Below are 19,749 nucleotides of genomic sequence, written 5' to 3' on the forward strand. Positions count from 1 at the left end.
TCGGAATCGGTTTAGGGATAAAATTATGCAGGAATTCAAGGTGTTGCAGCGTCCCGATCTCCATCAGCTGCGAAACAGCTTCCAGCGGGTCGGCTTGAAAGACACCCGGTTGCGGTCGAGCCTGTCGGCCTCGCTCGGCGGCAATTCGATCTCGATATGCGGGCGATCGTTGCCGATATCCAATTCGATATGGCGGGTGCCTGCCACGCGGCGGCTGGAGACCGGCTGGCCTGCGATACAGTTTTCGGCCGATTCGCAGAGCCTGACGTCATGCGGGCGGAAATAGAGCTGCGCCGTGCCATCCGGCTCGCCTTCGGCATTGAGGCCGAGCGAGCGGCCTTCGAAGCGAATGTCGCCGTCTGATATCTCGACCTGCAGGCAGTTCGACTGGCCGATGAAGCCGAAGACGAAGGGAGAATTCGGATTGTCGTAGACCTGGTCCGGCGTGCCGACCTGTTCGATCGCGCCCTGGCTCATGACGACAACGCGGTCGGCAAGCTCCAGCGCCTCATCCTGGTCGTGGGTGACGAAGACGGTGGTGTGTCCGGTGCGGTCGTGGATATCGCGCAGCCATTTGCGCAGGTCCTTGCGCACCTGGGCGTCGAGCGCGCCGAAGGGTTCGTCGAGCAGCAGCACGTTCGGCTCGACCGCCATGGCGCGGGCGAGCGCCACACGCTGGCGCTGGCCGCCGGAAAGCTGGGCCGGGTAACGCTTTTCGAGACCGGAAAGCTGGACGAGGTCGAGCAGTTCCAGCGCCCGCCTGCGGATATCGGCCTTCGGCGGCCGCCGCGCGCTGTTTCTGACCTTCAGGCCGAAGGAGACGTTTTCGAGCACCGTCATGTAGCGGAAGAGAGCATAGTGCTGGAAGACGAAGCCGATATTGCGCTGCTGCACTGATTTCTTCGAGGCATCCTCGTCGCCGAAGAAGATCAGCCCCTCCGTCGGGCTTTCAAGGCCGGCAATCAGCCGCAGCAACGTCGTCTTGCCGGAGCCCGAGGGGCCCAGCAGTGCGATCAGCTCGCCGGAGCGGATGTCGAGCGAGACATCGTGCAGCGCCGGAAAACGATCGAATTCCTTGCGAATGTTTTGAACGCGTACTTCCATTCCAAATCCTTCAGTGCCGTCGGCTGGCGGCGATTTCGGCGCTATAGCGCATTTCCAGCAGCGTCTTCAAAACAAGAGTTACGAGCGCGAGCAAGGCCAAAAGCGTGGCGACCGCAAAAGCGCCGGTGAAATTATACTCGTTATAGAGAATTTCCACCTGCAGCGGCATGGTGTTCGTCTGGCCGCGGATGTGGCCTGATACCACCGAGACGGCGCCGAATTCGCCCATGGCGCGGGCGTTGCAGAGAAGCACGCCGTAGAGCAGGCCCCATTTGATATTTGGCAGCGTCACGTGCCAGAAGGTCTGCCAGCCGCTGGCGCCCAGCGAAAGGGCTGCCTCCTCGTCGGCCGTTCCCTGTTCCTGCATCAGCGGGATCAGTTCGCGGGCGACGAAGGGGAAGGTGACGAACATGGTGGCGAGGATCAACCCCGGCACGGCGAACAGGATCTTGATGTCGTGAGCGCTGAACCACTGGCCGAGCCAGGTATTGGCGCCGAACAGCAGAACGAAGACCAGGCCCGATATGACGGGCGAGACCGAGAACGGCAGGTCGATCAGCGTCGTCAGGAAAGCCTTGCCCTTGAACTCGAACTTGGCGACCGCCCAGGCGGCGGCGACCCCGAAGACGAGGTTGAGAGGCACGCTGACGCCGGCAACGATCAGCGTCAGCCGGATCGCCGAGAAAGTCTCGGCGTCTGCGAGCGCTTGAAAGAAGGGGCCGGCGCCCTTGCGGAAGGCCTCGACGAAGACGGCTGCGAGCGGCAGAAGCAGGATCAGCAGCAGGAAGACGAGCGAGAGGATGATCAGGCTGAAGCGCGCGATCCTGTTTTCGGTGGTCACCGAACGCAGCTTCGTTGGTTGAGCGGTCGCATCAAGCGCCATAGCCGTACCTCCGCCTGCTCCAGCTCTGAATGAGATTGATGACGAGCAGCATGGCGAACGAGATGATCAGCATGATCGCCGCAATGCCGGTCGCTGCCGCATAATTATACTCTTCGAGTTTGATGATGATCAGCAGCGGCGCGATCTCCGATTTGAACGGCAGGTTACCGGCGATGAAGATGACCGAGCCGTATTCGCCGACGCCGCGGGCAAAGGCGAGCGCAAAGCCGGTGAGCACGGCGGGCGCCAGCCCCGGCAGCAGCACGCGGAAAATCGTCTGGAAGCGGTTGGCACCAAGCGTTGCCGCAGCTTCCTCCACTTCCTTGTCGATTTCCTCCATGACCGGCTGCACGGTGCGCACCACGAAGGGCAGGCCGACGAAGATCAGCGCCACGACGATGCCGGCGGGGGTGAAGGCGATCTTGATGCCGAGCGGCGTCAGGAACTGGCCGATCCAGCCGTTCGGCGCATAGAGCGTCGTCAGTGCGATGCCGGCAACGGCGGTCGGCAGCGCGAAGGGCAGGTCGACCATGGCATCGATGATGCGCTTGCCGGGGAAGCGGTAACGCACCAGGACCCAGGCGAGAATGATACCGAAGACGGCATTGACGATCGCGGCGATGAAGGCGCTGCCGAAGCTGATGCGCAGCGCGTTCAGCGTGCGCGGATCGAGCGCGATCGACCAGAATTTCTCCCAGCCGAGCGCGCTCGACCGGACGGCAAGGCCCGAGAGCGGGATGAGGATCAGAAGGGTGAGCCAGGTCAAGGTAAGGCCGAGCGCCATTCCGAAACCCGGAATGACGCTCGGCCGCTTGAACCGCCACCGCGTGGGGCTATGTGCTTTCATGAAGTCTATTATTGGGCCGGCTTGTAGATTTGGTCAAATACGCCGCCGTCGCCGAAGAATTTAGGCTGTGCGCTCTTCCAGCCGCCGAAGTCGTCGATGGTCGCCAGCGTCAGCTTCGGGAAGCGGGCGATGTCAGCCGGATCGGCGGCTTCCGGCTTGATCGGCCGATAATAGTGCTTGGCGGCGATCTTCTGGCCTTCGTCCGAATAGAGGTAGTTGAGATAGGCTTCGGCGACCTTGCGCGTACCCTTCTTGTCGACATTGCCGTCGACGATGGCGACTGGCGGGTCGGCGCGGATGGAGAAAGCCGGGGTCACGATCTCGAACTGGTCGGGACCGAGCTCTTCGAGCGAAAGATAGGCTTCGTTTTCCCAGGCGAGCAGCACATCGCCGAGGCCGCGCTGGACGAAAGTGGTCGTGGCGCCGCGAGCGCCGGTGTCGAGAACCGGAACATGCTGCAGCAGTTTCGCAACGTATTCCTGCGCCTTGGGTTCGTCGCCGCCGTTCGCCTGCTTGGCCCATGCCCAGGCGGCCAGGAAGTTCCAGCGGGCGCCGCCCGAGGTCTTCGGGTTCGGCGTGATGACTTGCACGTCGTCCTTGACCAGGTCGCCCCAATCCTTGATGCCTTTCGGGTTGCCCTTGCGGACGAGGAAGACGATCGTCGACGTATAGGGCGTCGAATTGTTGGGGAATTTGGTCTTCCAGTCGGCCGGGATCTTGCCGGTCGCCTTGGCGATGGCGTCGATATCGCCTTCGAGGGCAAGTGTCACGACATCGGCGTCGAGACCGTCGATGACGGATCGGGCCTGGGCGCCGGAACCGCCATGCGAAGCCTGGATCGTCACGGTTTCACCGTTGTCCTTTTGCCACTTGGCGGCAAAGGCGGCATTGAAATCCTTATACAATTCACGGGTCGGATCGTATGAAACGTTAAGAAGCGTCTGATCCGCGAATGCCGGAGCAATGCTTCCGATCGCGAAGCTGCCTGCCATGACCGCCGCCGCGAGGAGCCGGGTGAGCCGTTGTGTCTGCATGGGGAACCCTCCTGTTTTCTGGCTTAACTCTATCAACTCGGTCGTATAATGAAACGAAGGTTCTTCCGGTTCCGGCATGGCTGTTAGAATGCCATTCCATTTAAGGGGCAATTTGGAAATGGACGTGCCGAAGTTGGCCGCGGCCAATTGGTCGCCGGGCGCTCCCCGCCGCAGGGCCGTGTTTTTTTGGCCACAGTTCCTCCACGAAAACGACATGGTGATGCAGATTTTTGCCAAGATTTTGCCGCGATGGCACTTGCGGATTCCTATATGGCTCCCGTGCGGTCGTATTCGCCGACTGCTACGCGGGGGCAACCCTTGAAGTGCGCCTCGCATTCCAAACCTGTTAAGGGCCATTCAAAATGAATATCAGAACTATCCTTTTTGCCTCCGTCGCCGCCCTTGCCGCGGCTTCCGGAGCCCGCGCAGCCGACGCCATCGTGGCGGCGGAACCCGAGCCCGTGGAATATGTTCGCGTTTGCGACGCCTACGGTACCGGCTATTTTTATATTCCGGGGACGGAAACATGCCTTTCGATCGGCGGTTACATCCGAACCGAAGTGCGCTTCGGTGAGCAGATCTCCGGCGATTCCGACGTAAACTTCTGGACTCGTGGTCAGGTCACCTTCCAGACCAAGAACGACACCGAGTACGGTACGCTCACCGGCGTCATCACGCTGCGTTACAATGCCGACAATGCCTCCGATCAGGAAGCTTTGCTGGATGAGGGCTATCTCGACATTGCCGGTTTCCGCGCCGGTAAGCTGTACAGCTGGTGGGATGACGACATGAGCGGCGAGACCGATACGCTCGCCAGCAACGAGACGACCCATAACTCGATCCGCTATCAGTACGAGAATGGCGCTTTCGCGGCCGGCATCTCGGTCGACGAACTGGAAGAAGACTACGCCACCAAGCCGGGCGAAGGCCCGAACAACTTCGGTGTCGCAGGCCAGGTCTCCTACAAGGCCGGCGCCATCAGCGCTTACCTGCTTGCCGGTTATGACACCGACACCAGCGAAGTCGCTGTCCGCGGTATCGTCTATGCCGACATCGGCCCCGGCACGCTCGGCATTGCCGGCGTATGGGCAAGCGGCGCCAACTACTACTACGAAGAGTCCGAATGGACGATCGCAGCAGAGTATGCCTTGAAGATCAACGACAAGTGGTCGGTCACCCCGGGCTTCCAGTACTTCGAGAACATCGCTCTCGAGGCTGACGGCAACGGCTTCACCGGCGGCAGCGCCTACACGACCGGTGTCACCATCGACTACCAGATCGTCGAAGACCTGCGTTCGAAGCTCAGCGTGCAATATCACGATGAGGACGAAGGCGACGACGAAGTGTTCGGCTTCCTGCGCTTCCAGCGCGATTTCTAAGATAGTCTGATTGCAGACGAGCGGGCGCGACCTTCGGGCCGCGCCTTTTTTATGATGCCGAAAAGTGTGAGCGATTTTCGGGCGACATCATGCTCTCGCTATTGAATTTGGACGTCACACCCGTGAATCGGCGATGAAATCGGAATAGAATTCGTCGACCGTCCTTGCCTTGCGCATGGCGACAATCACGCCGTCCGATTGCAGCCGCCTGGCGATGGCGGAAAGCACGTTCAGATATTCGCCGCGATTGTTTTCCCCGAAGAGCAGCACGAAGGCGATGTCGGTCGGGATATCGTCGATCGCCTCGAAATCCAGCGGTTGGGCAAAGCGGATGAGAAGGCCGCGCGGGCTGGTCATGCCGTCGATTGCCGCATGCGGGATGGCAATGCCGTTGCCGATGCCGGTGGAGCCGAGCTTCTCACGCGCTTCGAGCGCCTTCAGGATGGTCTGGCCATCGACGGAGAAAGCTTTTGCGGCCTTGTCGGCGATGGTCTGCAACGCGCGCCATTTGGTCGGCGCCGACACGCCGATGAAGGTGTGTTCCGGCCGGATGATGTTGGGAAGGTTCATGTCATTCTCGATGCTGTTCGGGCTCGATACTGTTCGGGCAGCGGGAGGGAAGGGAGGTCAATCCGGTTCCCTGAGCCGGTAGCCGACGCCGGTCTCGGTGGTGATATAGTGCGGCTGGTCTGGAAGCTGCTCGACCTTTTGCCGCAGCTGCCTGATATAGACGCGCAGATACTGCACATCCGCCGCCGGCCCCCATACCTGCTTGAGAAGAAACTGGTGTGTCAGCACCTTGCCGGCATGCTGGGCGAGCACGCGCAGGATGTCGTATTCCTTCGGCGACAGCTTTATTTCCGTGCCGTCGACCTTGACGATGCGCTTGACGAGATCGATCGACAGCCCACCGGTCTGGAAGATCGCCTTTTCGCCCTGCTGCTGCAGGCGGTGGCGCAGCGCCACGCGGATGCGAGCGCCGAGCTCGTTGATGCCGAAGGGCTTGGTGACGTAATCGTCGGCGCCGCTTTCCAGCGCCTTGACGATACCGGCCTCGTCGGTGCGGCTGGACAGAATGACGACCGGCATGGAAAGCCCTTCATCGCGCCACGCCTGCAGCAGGTCGTGGCCTGATGTGTCGGGCAGGCCGAGGTCTAGCACGATGAGATCGGGCATATCGTCGGCGACCGACTGCCGGGCGGTGCTGGCGTTTGGCGCCTCGCGCACCTCGTAGCCCTGAGCGGTCAGGCCGACGCGGAGCAGCTTGCGGATCGGAGGCTCGTCGTCGACGACGAGGATTTTGACGGCTGAACCGGTCATCTGAGTTCATCCAGTTTCGGAATGTCGTTGGGTTTCGGCAGGCGGATGGTGAAGACTGCGCCCGGACGGCCCATCCGGTTGCCGGCGGTGATCGTGCCGCCCATCGCCTCGATGAAGCCGCGGCAGATGGAAAGGCCAAGACCGGTGCCGGCGCGCACCTGATCGCCCTTGCGCACGCGGTAGAAGGTATCGAAGACGCGGTTAAGATCAGTCGGCGGAATGCCTGGGCCTTCGTCCGAAATCTGCACGACGACGTTGTCGGCATCGGCCCAGCCCTCGATATGGATCACCGATCCCTCGGGCGCGTATTTCGCGGCATTGTCGAGCAGATTGAAGATCACTTGCTCGAACAGGACAGGATCGACGCGCACCATCGGCAGGTCGGCGGGAATGCTCATCTCGGTCTTGTGGGCGTCGAGGATCTTTGCGGCACGGCGAAGTGCGCTGCCGACAATATCGCCGGCATAATGCAGCGCATAGTTCGGCTCCATCGCGCCGGATTCGATCTTGGTCATGTCGAGCAGGTTGGCGATGAAGCGGTTGAGGCGTTCGGATTCGTCGACGACGGTCGACAGGAGGTCGCTGCGGTCCGCCTCCGGCATCGAGGCGAAATAATCGCGCAGCGTGCCGGCGGCGCCGAGGATGGCGGCAAGCGGTGTCTTCAGGTCGTGCGAGATCGAAGTCAGTAGGGCCGAGCGCAACCGGTCTGCTTCGGCCCCAAGTCTTGCTCGGTCGACATCGGCGACGAGCTGGACGCGTTCGATGGCAAGGGCCGCCTGGTCGGCCAGCGCATCGAGCAGGCGCTGTTGCTCAGGCGTCAGCAGCGGTCCGTCGCGGCGGTCACTGTCGAGGCCGATGACACCGACGGCGGTGCGCCCGGTTCTCAGCGGCACATAGAGGCGTTTGGCGCCGGGCAGGGTATCGGCGCCGCGGCCGGCGGCGTGATTGTGCTCCCAGGCCCAGCGGGCGGCGGCGATATCGGCATCGTCGAGCGTATCATCAGGCGGATAACCGGCCTTGACGGCGATGCTGCCCTCTTCCGGCAGCAGCAGCACGACGCGGACCTTCAGCATCGAGGCAAGCTGGAAGGCGGTTGCCCAGAGAACGTCGTCGAGCGTGCCGGTGCCGGCGAGCTTTTTCGAGAAGAGATAAAGGTCTTCGGTCGTGCGCGCCCGCTGGCGGGCGGCGGCGGCCTGGCGCTGCACGGTTGCGGTCAGGTTGCTGGCGATGATGGCGACGCCCAGGAAGAAGAAGAGCGCAAGCACGCTTTCCGGATCGCTGATCGTCAACGTGTAGCGGGGCGGCAGGAAGAAGAAGTTGAAGGACAGCGCGCTGAGGATGCAGCTGTAAAGGGCCGGCCGCAGGCCGTGGAGGACGGCCGAGGTCAGCACCGCCATCAGGAAGACGAGGGCGAGGTTGCGCACGTCGAGCACCTGGTCGAGCACGACGCTGACGCCGAGCGCGATAGCGACATAGCCGGTCGCCAGCAGGTAGGCCCTGAAATCCAGTGGCGGCGCGGTGACGGCGGCCTTGACGCCGCGCGTGGTGGTGCCGTCCTTCTCGTTGCCTGAAATGACGTGGACGCTGATCTCTCCGGCCCTGCGGATCAGCTCGTCGGTGATCGAGCGGCTCCACCAGTCTCGCCATGTCGGCTTCTTCGGGGCGCCGATGACGATGTGGGTGACGTTGTTGGCGGTGGCGTGACCGACGAGCTCTTCGGCGACCTCGCGGCCGGGAAGGGTGATCGCCTCGCCGCCGAGCTGCTCGGCAAGGCGCAGCGTCGATGCGACCGTGTCACGCTCGGCCTCGCTCAGATTGATCGAGCGGTTGGTCTCGATATAGACGGCGGCCCAAGGCGCGCGCAGGCGCGAGGCCATGCGGGCGGCGTAGCGCACCAGTGACGCTGAGCGCGGATGGTGGTCGACCGAGACAAGAACGCGCTCGCTCGCCGCCCAGGGGCCTGATATGGCATGGGCCTGCATGTGGGTGAGCAACTGATCGTCGACGCGCTGGGCAGTTTTGCGCAGTGCGAGTTCCCTCAGCGCCGTCAGGTTGCCAGGGGTGAAGTAGTTGGTGAGCGCCCGCTCGGCCGTGCGCGCCATATAGACCTTGCCGTCATGCAGCCGCTTGATGAGATCATCCGGCGTCAGATCGATGATCTCGACGTCGTCGGCAAGGTCAATGATTGAGTCCGGCACCGTCTCGCGCACACGGATGCGGGTAATCTGTGAAACGACGTCGTTCAGGCTTTCGACGTGCTGGATGTTCAGCGTCGTATAGACGTCGATGCCGCGATCGAGCAATTCTTTGACGTCGAGATAGCGCTTCGGATGGCGGCTGCCCTCTGCATTGGTGTGGGCGAGTTCGTCGACCAGCACGAGATCCGGCCTGCGGGCGAGGATGCCGTCGAGGTCCATTTCCTCGAGCGGCCGGCCCTTGTAGCTGATTTCGACGCGGGGGATGATCTCGAAGCCGGCGACGAGCGCCTCGGTCTCCTTGCGGCCGTGGGTCTCGACGACGCCGATGACGACGTCGAGACCGTCGGCGATCTTCGCACGGCCGGAGACGAGCATCTCGTAGGTCTTACCGACGCCGGGGGCGGCACCCAGAAAGATCTTCAGACGGCCCCGCGACTCCGCCCGGGCTTTTTCGAGAAGCGCATCGGGCGAGGGCCTGCCGGCCTGGTCGCGATTGTCGTCTGGCATGTAGTTCGGTCTTTCTGTAGATGGCTCCCGAGGACGGGCGCTAGTCTTCCCGGTCCCTCATCAAGTCAGTTCGGCCGAGGGGCCGGCATTGTTTGATTTAGCTGACGCATGGCATTCCTGACACGGGCGTCTGCTCCGTGAGTGGCTCCTTCCGTCAGCCCCGCCCTCCGTCATGCTCGGGCTTGACCCGAGCATCCAAGCCGCATCCGTCAGCAGCCACGGGCATGGATCCTCGGGTCAAGCCCGAGGATGACGGAGAGCGGGGTTGGCCTTTTCGCCAAACTCGTCCCCAGCCTGCCAGGGTCACTGAGTCATAGAAGCATCAAGGCTCTGATTCAACGCCAGAACATTGACTGTGGATTCGCCGAGAATGCCGAGTTCGCGGCCTTGAACGGCACCGTCGACCAGCGCCTTGACCTTGGCCTCGTCCAGGCTTCGCGCCTTGGCGACGCGCGCCACCTGGAAGTAAGCGGCCTCCGGGGAGATATGCGGATCGAGGCCGCTGCCCGATGCGGTGACGAGGTCTGCGGGCACGTCAGCCGTCGGGTTCGCCGCCTTGGCTGCCTCGTAGTCACCCTTGACGCGGTCGATCAGCTTCTGGCTGGTCGGGCCGAGGTTTGAGCCGCTGGAGGCAGTCGCATTGTAGCCGTCGCCGGCGGCCGAGGGGCGGCCGTGGAAATATTTGTCGCTGGTGAAGGCCTGGCCGATCAGCGTCGAGCCGATCACCTGGCCGTTGTTCTCGATCAGGCTGCCGTTCGCCTGGGTCGGGAAGAGGGCCTGGGCAGCACCCGTCATGGCGAGCGGATAGAGAAGGCCTGTTATGGCCGTGGTGGCGACGATCATGACGATTGCCGGACGAAGTTCTTTCAACATTGTCTTACTCCTTGGAGTGTTCTTTTGCGAAGAGCTCCGGTTCCGATCCTCTCGGAACCGGGATGACTCCAGGCCTTAGGCGAGGCCGAGGGCTGCGACAGCCATGTCGATCGCCTTGATGCCGATGAAGGGGACGATGATGCCACCGAGGCCGTAGATGAGCAGGTTGCGGCTGAGCAGCGCGCCAGCGCCGATCGGACGGTAGCGGACACCCTTCAATGACAGCGGGATCAACGCGATGATGATCAGCGCATTGAAGATGATTGCCGAGAGGATGGCGCTTTGCGGCGTCGACAATCCCATGATGTTGAGCACGCCGAGCTGCGGGTAGAAGGTCAGGAACATCGCCGGGATGATGGCGAAGTACTTGGCAATGTCGTTGGCGATCGAAAACGTCGTCAGCGCGCCGCGTGTCATCAGGAGCTGCTTGCCGATCTCGACGATCTCGATGAGCTTCGTCGGATCGCTATCGAGATCGACCATGTTGCCGGCCTCGCGGGCGGCGACGGTGCCGGTGTTCATGGCGACGCCGACATCGGCCTGGGCAAGCGCCGGCGCATCGTTGGTGCCGTCGCCGCACATGGCGACGAGCTTGCCCTTCGACTGTTCCTCGCGCATCAGCGCCAGCTTCATCTCCGGCGTTGCCTGGGCGAGGAAGTCGTCGACGCCGGCTTCGGCTGCGATGGCGGCTGCCGTCAGCGGGTTATCGCCGGTGATCATCACGGTGCGGATGCCCATGCGGCGCAGCTCGGTGAAGCGCTCGCGGATGCCACCCTTGACGATATCCTTCAGCTGGATGATGCCGAGCAGCCTGCCGTCGCGAGCAACGGCCAGCGGCGTGCCGCCCGATTTGGCGACCTCGTCGGCGATCGACTGCAGTTCACGCACGACCTCGCTGCCGTTCTTCGGGGATGCGTCGCCGTTGACATAGGTCAGCACGGCATCGACGGCACCCTTGCGGATCGAAGCGCCTTCGAGATCGACGCCGCTCATGCGGGTCTGGGCGGTAAACGACACGAAGGTGGCCTTCAGGCTTGCCATGTCACGGCCGCGGATCGCGTATTTCTCCTTGGCGAGCACGACGATGGAGCGGCCTTCCGGCGTTTCGTCGGCAAGCGAGGCGAGCTGGGCGGCATCGGCAAGATCCTGTTCGGAAACGCCGCGGACCGGACGGAAGGTCGTCGCCTGGCGATTGCCGAGTGTGATCGTGCCCGTCTTGTCGAGCAGCAGTGTGTCGACGTCGCCGGCGGCTTCGACCGCGCGGCCGGACATGGCAAGCACGTTGAAGCGAACGAGGCGGTCCATGCCGGCAATGCCGATTGCCGACAGCAGCGCGCCGATCGTTGTCGGGATCAGGGTGACGAAGAGGGCGACGAGCACGATGATCGGGATCGAGCCGCCGGCATAGATAGCAAAGCTCGGGATCGTCGCGGTGGCGAGCACGAAGATCAGCGTCATGCCGGCGAGCAGGATGTTAAGCGCGATCTCGTTCGGCGTCTTCTGGCGTTCGGCGCCTTCGACGAGCGCAATCATCCGGTCGATGAAGGTCGAGCCAGCAGCCGCGGTGATGCGCACGCGGATCCAGTCGGACAGCACCTGCGTCCCGCCGGTGACGGCCGAGCGGTCGCCGCCGGATTCGCGGATAACAGGGGCGGATTCGCCGGTGATCGCCGCTTCGTTGACGGAGGCGACGCCTTCGATGACTTCGCCATCTGACGGGATGATGTCGCCTGCATCGACGATCACAACATCGCCGACCTTGAGGCTAGTGCCGGGCACCAACTTGAACTGGGTGCGGTCCGTACCGGTTAAAAGCTTCGCCTGGGTTTCGGTGCGCGCTTTGCGCAGCGAATCCGCCTGCGCCTTGCCGCGGCCTTCGGCGACGGCTTCGGCGAAATTGGCGAAGAGGACGGTGAACCAGAGCCAGAGATTGATCTGGAACGAGAAGCCGAGATTGCCGTTGCCTGCTACGAGATCGCGCAGGAAGAGGACGGTGGTCAGCACCGAGACCGTGGCCACGACGAACATGACCGGGTTTCTGGCAAGCGCCCGTGGGTTCAGCTTCTTGAAAGCGGCGCCCACGGCCGGAATGAGGATGCGAGAATCCATGATGCTCGCGGATTTTGCCTGGCTCATAAGAGACTCCAGCTTTGAAACGAGGATGGCGAACCGGCGGCCGGTCAGCCCTGTAAGATCTTGAATGCGGCGGCGATGACGAGGAGGCCTGCCATCATCACCAGGATGATGTCGGAGGCGCGGGCCATCGGGCCATTTCCACGTCCCGGCGTACCGGGACGTGGATGGAGGGCTTTGCGGAGCCTATGACGGAGGATCATGACATTACCTCAGAAGGTCTGCCCCGCGATCGCAACCAGGTGTTCGACGATCGGGCCGAGCGCCAGTGCCGGGAAGAAAGTCAGACCGCCGACGATCAGGATCGTGCCGACGAGAAGGCCGACGAAGAGCGGACCGTCCGTCGGGAAGGTGCCCGCCGAGGCTGGGACCGTCTTCTTGGCGATCAGCGAGCCGGCGATGGCAAGCGCCGGGATGATGACCAGGAAGCGGCCAGCGAGCATGCCGATGCCGAGAGTGATGTTGTACCAGGGCGTATTGCCGGTCAGGCCGCCGAACGCCGAGCCGTTGTTGGCCGCAGCCGACGTATAGGCGTAGAGAATCTCGGAGAAACCGTGCGGGCCGGCGGTGCCGACGGAGGCGACGGCGGAAGGCAGCACGGTGGCGATCGCGGTGAAGACGAGCATGGCGAGCGGCAGGCAGAGGATGGCGAGAACGGCCATTTTCATTTCCTTCGCCTCGATCTTCTTGCCGAGATATTCCGGCGTGCGGCCGACCATCAGGCCGGCGACGAAGACGGCGACGATGATGAACAGCAGGATGCCGTAGAAACCTGCGCCGACACCGCCGACGATGATTTCGCCGAGTTGCATGTTAATCAGCGGGATGAGGCCGCCAAGCGCGGTGAAACTGCCATGCATGGCGTTGACCGCGCCGCACGAGGCCGCCGTGGTGATGACCGCAAAGAGCGAGGACAGGGCGACGCCGAAGCGGACTTCCTTGCCTTCCATATTGCCGCCACCCAGACCGAAAGCATGCATCAGCGGATTGCCGGCAGCTTCCGCCCAATAGGTGATGATGACGCCTGCGAGGAACAGCACGCCCATCGTGGCCAGGATCGCCCAGCCCTGGCGCTGGTTGCCGACCATGCGGCCGAAGACGTTGGTTAAAGCCGCACCGATCGCGAAGATCGACACCATCTGGATGAGATTGGAGATCGCGTCGGGATTTTCGAACGGATGGGCCGAATTGGCGTTGAAGAAGCCGCCGCCGTTGGTGCCAAGCATCTTGATCGCAAGCTGCGAGGCTACGGGGCCGACGGCAATCGTCTGCTGCGCGCCTTCGAGCGTGGTCGCATTGACATAGGGCCCAAGCGTCTGCGGCACGCCGAGATAGACGTAGACGATGGTCAGCACGATGCAGATCGGCAACAGGATGTAGAACGTGCCGCGGATCATATCGACCCAGAAATTGCCGATCGCCTTGCCCGACGCCCGTGCGAAGGCACGGATGAAGGCGACAGCGATCGCCATGCCGGTCGCGGCGGACAGAAAGTTCTGCACCGTGAAGCCGGCCATCTGGGTCAGGTACGACATGGTGCTTTCGCCGCCGTAATTCTGCCAGTTGGTGTTTGTGGGAAAGCTGACGGCGGTGTTGAACGAAAGCTCCGGCGGGACGGCGGCCATGCCGGCCGGATTATAGGGCAGGATGTCCTGCAGGCGCAGGAGCGCGTAGAGGACGAGCACGCCGAGCAGGTTGAACATCAGCATCGCGAAGGCATAGGAGGTCCAATGCTGCTCCTCGCGCTCGCTGGTGCCTGCAATACGGTAAAGCCCCCGTTCGATCGGAACGAGGACCGGGGAGAGGAATGTGCGCTCGCCATTGTAGACACGCGTCATGTAACCGCCGAGCGGTTTGACGAGCACGAGGACGATCCCGCAATAAAGCAGGATCTGAAGCCATCCGTTGAGGGTCATTTGGGGTAACTTTCAATACCCGGCTGCTTCTCGGTCGCGCATGCGCGACCTCAGAAGCGCCAGTTCTCTTCAAAAGCGTTCTGGGCGAAGGAGAGCGTAGGTGAGGTAAACGGTGAGAAACACGGTTACGGCACCGCTCAAGACATAATCGAGGGTCATCGTCGCTTCTCCTGTCAAAGCCTGTCGCAGGCTCGGGTGTAGGCAAAGCACAGCGCGAAGAATATGATCGCGGTGCCGAGTAGAATGATATCCATCATGATCGTGACTCCTGTTGTTCTTCTTGGAGTCAGACAAGACAAAGGGCGCCGGGAGGCCGCCTTTCATGCTTTCTGGCGTGGAGATGATCTTTTCGATCTCTCGGCCATCAATATGGAGCCGAAGCGCATAAAGGTTCGAGACGGACGACAGGCCATCTATATAAAAATCTTATAAATGCCCTTCCGAGGCTGCTCGCCGTCAGACCAGGCTGGCGCTGTTTCCCGACGGACCGTTGCCGGCACAGAACCTCGGCAAGTCCGAGTGAGCATTTTTTCATTTGTTGAGCAAAAGCCTTCGCAATCTGGTTGAATTGGGAAGGCTTCGGGCTTTATAGTCGGCTTCGACGCTGCCCGATGGAGTCATGGGCAAGCCACTAGGGAAGGAAACCGACGATGACCAAAGTCCGCGCGCTTGTCCTCGAGCGCCAGCATGAGCTTGCGCTTCGCGATATCGATCTGCCGCTCGAAACCGGCCCCGGCGAGGTGAAGATCAGGATCCACACCGTCGGCGTGTGCGGTTCGGACGTGCATTATTACACCCACGGCAAGATCGGCCCCTTCGTCGTCAACGCGCCGATGGTGCTCGGCCATGAGGCGGCAGGCACGGTGGTCGAGGTCGGGGCCGGCGTCACGCATCTGAAAGTCGGCGACCGCGTCTGCATGGAGCCCGGCATTCCGGATCCGAATTCCAAGGCAAGCCGGCTCGGCATGTACAATATCGACCCGGCCGTCACCTTCTGGGCGACCCCGCCGATTCACGGCGTGCTGACGCCGGAGGTCGTGCATCCCGCCAATTACACCTTCAAGCTGCCTGACAATGTCAGCTTTGCCGAAGGCGCCATGGTCGAGCCCTTCGCCGTCGGTATGCAGGCGGCCACCAAGGCGAAGATTACGCCTGGTGATACTGCCGTCGTCCTCGGCGCCGGGCCGATCGGCACGATGGTGGCGATCGCGGCCCTTGCCGGCGGCTGCGCCCGCGCGATCGTCGCCGATCTTGCCCAGCCGAAGCTCGATATCGCCGCGCAGTACCAGGGCGTCATTGCGGTGAATATCCGCGAGAAGAACCTGGCCGAAGAGGTCGGCCGGCTGACCGACGGCTGGGGCGCCGATGTCGTCTTCGAATGCTCGGGTTCGCCGAAGGCCTGGGAAACGATCATGGCGCTGCCGCGCCCGGGCGGCGTCATCGTCGTCGTTGGACTGCCGGTCAACCCGATCGGCTTCGACGTCTCGACGGCATCCACCAAGGAAATCCGCATCGAGACGGTGTTCCGCTACGCGCACCAATATGAGCGTTCGATCGCGCTGCTCGGCTCGGGACGCGTGGATCTGAAGCCGCTGATTTCCGAGACCTTCAAATTCGAGGATTCGATCAAGGCGTTTGATCGCGCGGTCGAGGCTCGGCCGAGCGACGTGAAGCTGCAAATCGTGATGGAATAGGCGCTACAGCGCTTCTATGAGGGCCGGGCTCTCAGTTTCATTTTGCGAAAGACAAGAGCCGCGCCTGCGACGACAGCCGCGGCTCCGACTGCGATCAGCAGATGGCGATGAAGGGGAAGGTGGCCCAATGTCTGTTGGATGCCGTGCCCGAACAAGTAACCGAGCGCCGTGAAAAGCTGCCCCCACACCAGCGCGGCCGCAACATTCAGGATGATGAATTTACCCGTCGCTATTCGCGTCGTCCCGATGACGATCGGGCTGATCGTCCGCAGGCCGACCAGAAAACGAAACGCAAGGATGAAGCCTGTGGGATATCTTTCCAGAAGCCGGGTGGCGCGCGCCAGCGCCGGTCTTTCCATCAGCCGGCGGACGAGACCCCATCGAGCCGCGTAACGGCCGGCGAAGAACCAGAACTGATCGCCGGCGAAAGATCCCGCCGTTGCTGCCAGCGACGCCGACCAATAGGTCAGCAGCCCGCGGTGAGAAATGACGCCGCCAAGGAAGGCGGCTGTTTCGCCTTCGAAGGCCGCACCCAGAAATATCGCCAACAGGCCGTATTGCTCGATCAGCAGTTCGATAGACACGCAGCTGTCCTCGGCTCAGGGTTTGTACAGCTAAACCGGCTTCAGATCCCCAAGCAGCGTCGGGATCAGCTCCGACACTGTCGGATGGATCGGCACCGACCATTGCAAAGCGGGATAGGTCGTTCCTGCATTCATCGCGTCGATGATGCCGTGGATCACCTCGTCGCCCTCGATGCCCAGGATCGCAGCGCCGAGGATTTTTTTGGTCTCGGCGTCGGCGATCACCTTCATGAAGCCCTTGGTCTCGCCGCGCTCGTTGGCGCGGCCGACGCGGCTCATCGGCCGGGTCGAGATCATGATCTTGCGTCCCGAGGCGCGTGCCTGCTTCTCCGTCATGCCGACACGGCCGAGCGGCGGGTCGATGTAGAGCGCATAGGCCGGGATGCGGCTCGAGAGTTTGCGGTCGGCGCCGTCGAGCAGATTGGCGGCGGCGATCTCGAAATCATTGTAGGAGGTGTGGGTGAAGGCGCCGTGGCCGTTGCAGTCGCCGAGCGCCCAGATGCCGTCGACATTGGTGGCAAGGCTGTCATTGACGGTGATATAACCGTGCTTGTCGGTGATGACGCCGGCGGCATCGAGGCCCAGATCGTCGGTGTTCGGCTTGCGGCCGGTGGCGATCAGCACATGGCTCGCATCGATCCTCGCTGAATCGGTGGCGACCGTTATTCCGTCGCTGCTCCTGGCGAAGGCGATGTCGCTGACGCCGGTATGAATGTCGATGCCCTCCGAGCGCAGGACATCGGCGATCGCGTCTGAAATATCCTCGTCCTCGCGCGATGCGAGCTTCGGGCCATGCTCGATGACGCTGACTTCGGCGCCGAAGCGGCGATACATCTGCGCGAATTCCAGCCCGATATAACTGCCGCCGATGACGGCCAGATGCCGGGGCAGCGTATCGAGATGGATAATCGAAGTGCTGGTGAGGTAATCGATATCCTTGATCCCCGGCAGGTCGGGGATGACCGGCCGCGCTCCGACATTGAGGAAGATGCGCGGTGCGGTCAGCGTCTCGCCGTTGACGCTGACGGTCTTCGGGTCCTCGAAACGGGCGTGGCCGTAGATCACGGTCATGCCGTCCATGCCGGCGAACCAGCCGATCAGGCCGTTGCGGGCGTTCATGGTCACGGTTTCGGCACGGGCCCTCACCACCTTCATGTCGATGGCGATCTCGCCCGGAATATTGACGCCGTAAACGGCGCCGTTTCTCGCGACATGGGCGGCGCGGGCGCTGGCGACCAGCGTCTTCGTCGGCATGCAGCCGGCATTGACGCAGGTGCCGCCGAGGAACTTGCGCTCGATCAGCGCCACCTTCATGCCCTTTTCGACCATGCGGGCGGCGAGGAAGGGGCCGGCCTGGCCGCCCCCGATGACGATGGCGTCGAAGCTCTTCATGACAAGGCCACGATCAATAGCGCGCCGATGACGGCGACGGCATCCTCGATGAGAGCGGCCGGCAGATCCTTGCCGAAGGAGGCAGCAAGCCTGCCGCGGAGGGCGGCGCCTCCATATGTGCCGATGACGGCGCCGATCACCCCGGCGATCAACCCGCCGAACAGCAGGCCGCTGGCGGCACCGATCGTGGCGCCGGCCAGCGCGCCGGTGACAATGCGGGCGCCGAACTGCACCGGCACCTTGCGCGACGGCGTGGACGGCAGCTGGTCGGTGATCAGTTCGACGACGGCGAGAAGCGTGAAGATCCACGGCGTCCATTGATAACCCATGAAGGCCAGCGGCGTCTGCAAGACATCAAACCAGCCAAGCGCCGCGCCCCAGGCGACGGCGGCCGGCGCCGTCATGGCGCGAAGCCCTGATATGACACCAATCAGCAATGCAAGAAGCAGAAACATGCGGCGATCCCCCTTTTTGCCGGCTCTTGCCGTCGTCAGGGAAGGTTGCACATTGTCAGGCGCGTGGCAATTCGCCTTCCCCGGCAGCCGGCCTAGTTTGCAAAGGCGGCGATGCCGGTGATCCCCCGGCCGATGATCAGCGCGTGGATGTCGTGCGTGCCCTCATAGGTGTTGACCACTTCGAGGTTGACGAGATGCCGGGCGATGCCGAATTCGTCGGAGATGCCGTTGCCGCCGAGCATGTCGCGGGCCGCACGCGCGATCTCCAGCGCCTTGCCGCAGCTGTTGCGCTTGAGGATCGAGGTCAGCTCCACCGGTGGATGGCCTTCCTCCTTCATGCGGCCGAGCCGCAGGCAGCCCTGAAGACCGAGCGAGATCTCCGCCAACATATCGGCGAGCTTCTTCTGGATCAGCTGGTTGGCGGCGAGCGGCCGGCCGAACTGCTTGCGCTCCAGCGTATATTGCCGGGCTCTGGCATAACAATCCTCGGCAGCACCGAGCGCGCCCCAGGCGATGCCGAAACGGGCCGAGTTGAGGCAGGTGAATGGTCCCTTGAGGCCGGTCACATCAGGCAGAAGGTTTTCTTCAGGCACGAAGACCCCGTCCATCACGACTTCGCCGGTGATCGAGGCACGCAAGCCCACCTTGCCGTGGATCGCGGGCGCCGAAAGTCCTTTCCAGCCCTTTTCGAGGATGAAGCCGCGGATGAGGCCATCCTCGGTCTTTGCCCAGACGACGAAGACATCGGCGATCGGCGCGTTGGAGATCCAGGTCTTCGAGCCGGTGAGGCTGTAGCCGCCGTCGACCTTCTTGGCGCGTGTTGCCATCGAGCCGGGGTCGGAGCCATGATCGGGTTCGGTCAGGCCGAAGCAGCCGATCCATTCGCCGGTGGCGAGTTTCGGCAGGTATTTCAGCTTCTGCGCCTCGGAGCCGAAGGTTTCGATCGGAACCATCACCAGTGAGGACTGGACGCTCATCATCGAACGATAGCCACTGTCGACCCTTTCGACCTCGCGGGCGATCAGGCCGTAGGCCACATAACCGAGGCCGGCGCCACCATAATCCGGCGAGATCGTCGGGCCGAGCAGGCCGAGTTCGCCCATTTCGCGGAAGATCTCAGGATCGGTTTTTTCATTGCGGAAGGCGTCGAGAACGCGGGGAGCAAGCTTTTCCTGCGCATAGGCGTGGGCGGTGTCCTGCACCATGCGCTCTTCGCTGGTCAGTTGCTCTACCAGGCGGAACGGATCGGCCCAGTCGAAAACTTCGCGCGTATGCTGCATGGCGGTGTCTCCTCAGCTTGCCTCGCTCAAGTTGGCCATAGACCCGCCAGCCCACCGCGTCAACAGAAGGCGGCAGTCTCGAAAAGACCGGCCGCGCCATCTTTTCAAAAGCGTCGGCATGATCCACTTTGCCCGCGATCGATTCTGGAA

General features: G+C 62.6%; 18 protein-coding genes. 2 read left to right on the plus strand and 16 right to left on the minus strand.

Going from position 1 to position 19,749, the window contains the following annotated elements:
• Positions 1 to 63: 63 nt before the first annotated feature.
• From RLCC275e_RS29055 to RLCC275e_RS29070, 4 genes are read right to left on the minus strand one after another with little or no spacing between them, the layout of a single operon-like run.
• Complete coding sequence (locus RLCC275e_RS29055; protein ID WP_033183677.1) at positions 64 to 1,104, minus strand: sulfate/molybdate ABC transporter ATP-binding protein; 1,041 nt, start codon at positions 1,102 to 1,104, stop codon at positions 64 to 66.
• Between the two features lie 10 nt (positions 1,105 to 1,114).
• Positions 1,115 to 1,987: a sulfate ABC transporter permease subunit CysW gene (gene cysW / locus RLCC275e_RS29060; RefSeq protein WP_033183676.1), complete on the minus strand. Its 873-nt coding sequence runs from the start codon at positions 1,985 to 1,987 to the stop codon at positions 1,115 to 1,117.
• A complete protein-coding gene (cysT, locus tag RLCC275e_RS29065; protein WP_033183675.1) occupies positions 1,977 to 2,834 on the minus strand; it encodes a sulfate ABC transporter permease subunit CysT in 858 nt (285 codons plus the stop codon). The genes cysW and cysT overlap by 11 nt, the downstream gene beginning before the upstream one ends.
• Before the next feature lie 8 nt (positions 2,835 to 2,842).
• A complete protein-coding gene (locus RLCC275e_RS29070) occupies positions 2,843 to 3,868 on the minus strand; it encodes a sulfate ABC transporter substrate-binding protein (RefSeq protein WP_033183674.1) in 1,026 nt (341 codons plus the stop codon).
• Positions 3,869 to 4,230: 362 nt separating this feature from the next.
• Between RLCC275e_RS29070 and RLCC275e_RS29075 the strand changes: the two genes are divergently transcribed.
• Positions 4,231 to 5,247 (plus strand): porin, encoded by a 1,017-nt coding sequence (locus RLCC275e_RS29075; RefSeq protein WP_033183673.1) that lies wholly within the window; start codon positions 4,231 to 4,233, stop codon positions 5,245 to 5,247.
• Between the two features lie 114 nt (positions 5,248 to 5,361).
• Here RLCC275e_RS29075 and RLCC275e_RS29080 read toward each other — a convergent pair whose 3' ends face one another.
• The 8 genes from RLCC275e_RS29080 to RLCC275e_RS29115 all read right to left on the minus strand — a co-directional run bounded on the left by RLCC275e_RS29080 (position 5,362) and on the right by RLCC275e_RS29115 (position 14,353).
• Positions 5,362 to 5,817 carry a PTS sugar transporter subunit IIA gene (locus RLCC275e_RS29080; protein WP_033183672.1) on the minus strand — a complete coding sequence of 152 codons (456 nt, stop codon included), beginning with the start codon at positions 5,815 to 5,817 and terminating at the stop codon, positions 5,362 to 5,364.
• Between the two features lie 57 nt (positions 5,818 to 5,874).
• On the minus strand, positions 5,875 to 6,567 hold the full coding sequence (locus tag RLCC275e_RS29085; protein ID WP_033183671.1) for a response regulator transcription factor: 693 nt from the start codon (positions 6,565 to 6,567) through the stop codon (positions 5,875 to 5,877).
• Positions 6,564 to 9,272 carry a DUF4118 domain-containing protein gene (locus RLCC275e_RS29090; RefSeq protein ID WP_033183670.1) on the minus strand — a complete coding sequence of 903 codons (2,709 nt, stop codon included), beginning with the start codon at positions 9,270 to 9,272 and terminating at the stop codon, positions 6,564 to 6,566. Before RLCC275e_RS29090 ends, RLCC275e_RS29085 begins: the two co-directional genes overlap by 4 nt.
• A gap of 303 nt (positions 9,273 to 9,575) precedes the next feature.
• On the minus strand, positions 9,576 to 10,145 hold the full coding sequence (gene kdpC, locus RLCC275e_RS29095) for a potassium-transporting ATPase subunit KdpC (RefSeq protein WP_033183669.1): 570 nt from the start codon (positions 10,143 to 10,145) through the stop codon (positions 9,576 to 9,578).
• A 75-nt stretch (positions 10,146 to 10,220) separates the two neighbouring features.
• A complete protein-coding gene (gene kdpB, locus RLCC275e_RS29100; protein WP_033183668.1) occupies positions 10,221 to 12,281 on the minus strand; it encodes a potassium-transporting ATPase subunit KdpB in 2,061 nt (686 codons plus the stop codon).
• Positions 12,282 to 12,325: 44 nt separating this feature from the next.
• Positions 12,326 to 12,481 carry a hypothetical protein gene (locus RLCC275e_RS29105; protein WP_165402870.1) on the minus strand — a complete coding sequence of 52 codons (156 nt, stop codon included), beginning with the start codon at positions 12,479 to 12,481 and terminating at the stop codon, positions 12,326 to 12,328.
• 9 nt (positions 12,482 to 12,490) lie between these two features.
• On the minus strand, positions 12,491 to 14,194 hold the full coding sequence (gene kdpA, locus RLCC275e_RS29110) for a potassium-transporting ATPase subunit KdpA (protein ID WP_033183667.1): 1,704 nt from the start codon (positions 14,192 to 14,194) through the stop codon (positions 12,491 to 12,493).
• 69 nt (positions 14,195 to 14,263) lie between these two features.
• Positions 14,264 to 14,353 carry a K(+)-transporting ATPase subunit F gene (locus RLCC275e_RS29115; protein ID WP_003547774.1) on the minus strand — a complete coding sequence of 30 codons (90 nt, stop codon included), beginning with the start codon at positions 14,351 to 14,353 and terminating at the stop codon, positions 14,264 to 14,266.
• A 491-nt stretch (positions 14,354 to 14,844) separates the two neighbouring features.
• Here RLCC275e_RS29115 and RLCC275e_RS29120 point away from each other — a divergent pair, with 491 nt between their 5' ends.
• The gene (locus RLCC275e_RS29120) at positions 14,845 to 15,888 is read left to right on the plus strand and encodes an NAD(P)-dependent alcohol dehydrogenase (protein ID WP_033183665.1); all 1,044 of its coding nucleotides are present in this window, start codon (positions 14,845 to 14,847) and stop codon (positions 15,886 to 15,888) included.
• Between the two features lie 14 nt (positions 15,889 to 15,902).
• Here the strand turns inward: RLCC275e_RS29120 and RLCC275e_RS29125 are convergent, their stop codons facing one another.
• The 4 genes from RLCC275e_RS29125 to RLCC275e_RS29140 all read right to left on the minus strand — a co-directional run bounded on the left by RLCC275e_RS29125 (position 15,903) and on the right by RLCC275e_RS29140 (position 19,599).
• Positions 15,903 to 16,472 carry a DedA family protein gene (locus RLCC275e_RS29125; RefSeq protein ID WP_033183664.1) on the minus strand — a complete coding sequence of 190 codons (570 nt, stop codon included), beginning with the start codon at positions 16,470 to 16,472 and terminating at the stop codon, positions 15,903 to 15,905.
• Between the two features lie 30 nt (positions 16,473 to 16,502).
• Positions 16,503 to 17,864 carry an FAD-containing oxidoreductase gene (locus tag RLCC275e_RS29130; RefSeq protein WP_033183663.1) on the minus strand — a complete coding sequence of 454 codons (1,362 nt, stop codon included), beginning with the start codon at positions 17,862 to 17,864 and terminating at the stop codon, positions 16,503 to 16,505.
• Positions 17,861 to 18,319: a DUF4126 family protein gene (locus tag RLCC275e_RS29135; RefSeq protein WP_033183662.1), complete on the minus strand. Its 459-nt coding sequence runs from the start codon at positions 18,317 to 18,319 to the stop codon at positions 17,861 to 17,863. The genes RLCC275e_RS29130 and RLCC275e_RS29135 overlap by 4 nt, the downstream gene beginning before the upstream one ends.
• A gap of 92 nt (positions 18,320 to 18,411) precedes the next feature.
• A complete protein-coding gene (locus RLCC275e_RS29140; protein ID WP_033183661.1) occupies positions 18,412 to 19,599 on the minus strand; it encodes an acyl-CoA dehydrogenase in 1,188 nt (395 codons plus the stop codon).
• Between the last annotated feature and the right edge of the window lie 150 nt (positions 19,600 to 19,749).

This window comes from Rhizobium brockwellii, assembly GCF_000769405.2.
In the GTDB taxonomy this organism is placed as follows: domain Bacteria; phylum Pseudomonadota; class Alphaproteobacteria; order Rhizobiales; family Rhizobiaceae; genus Rhizobium; species Rhizobium brockwellii.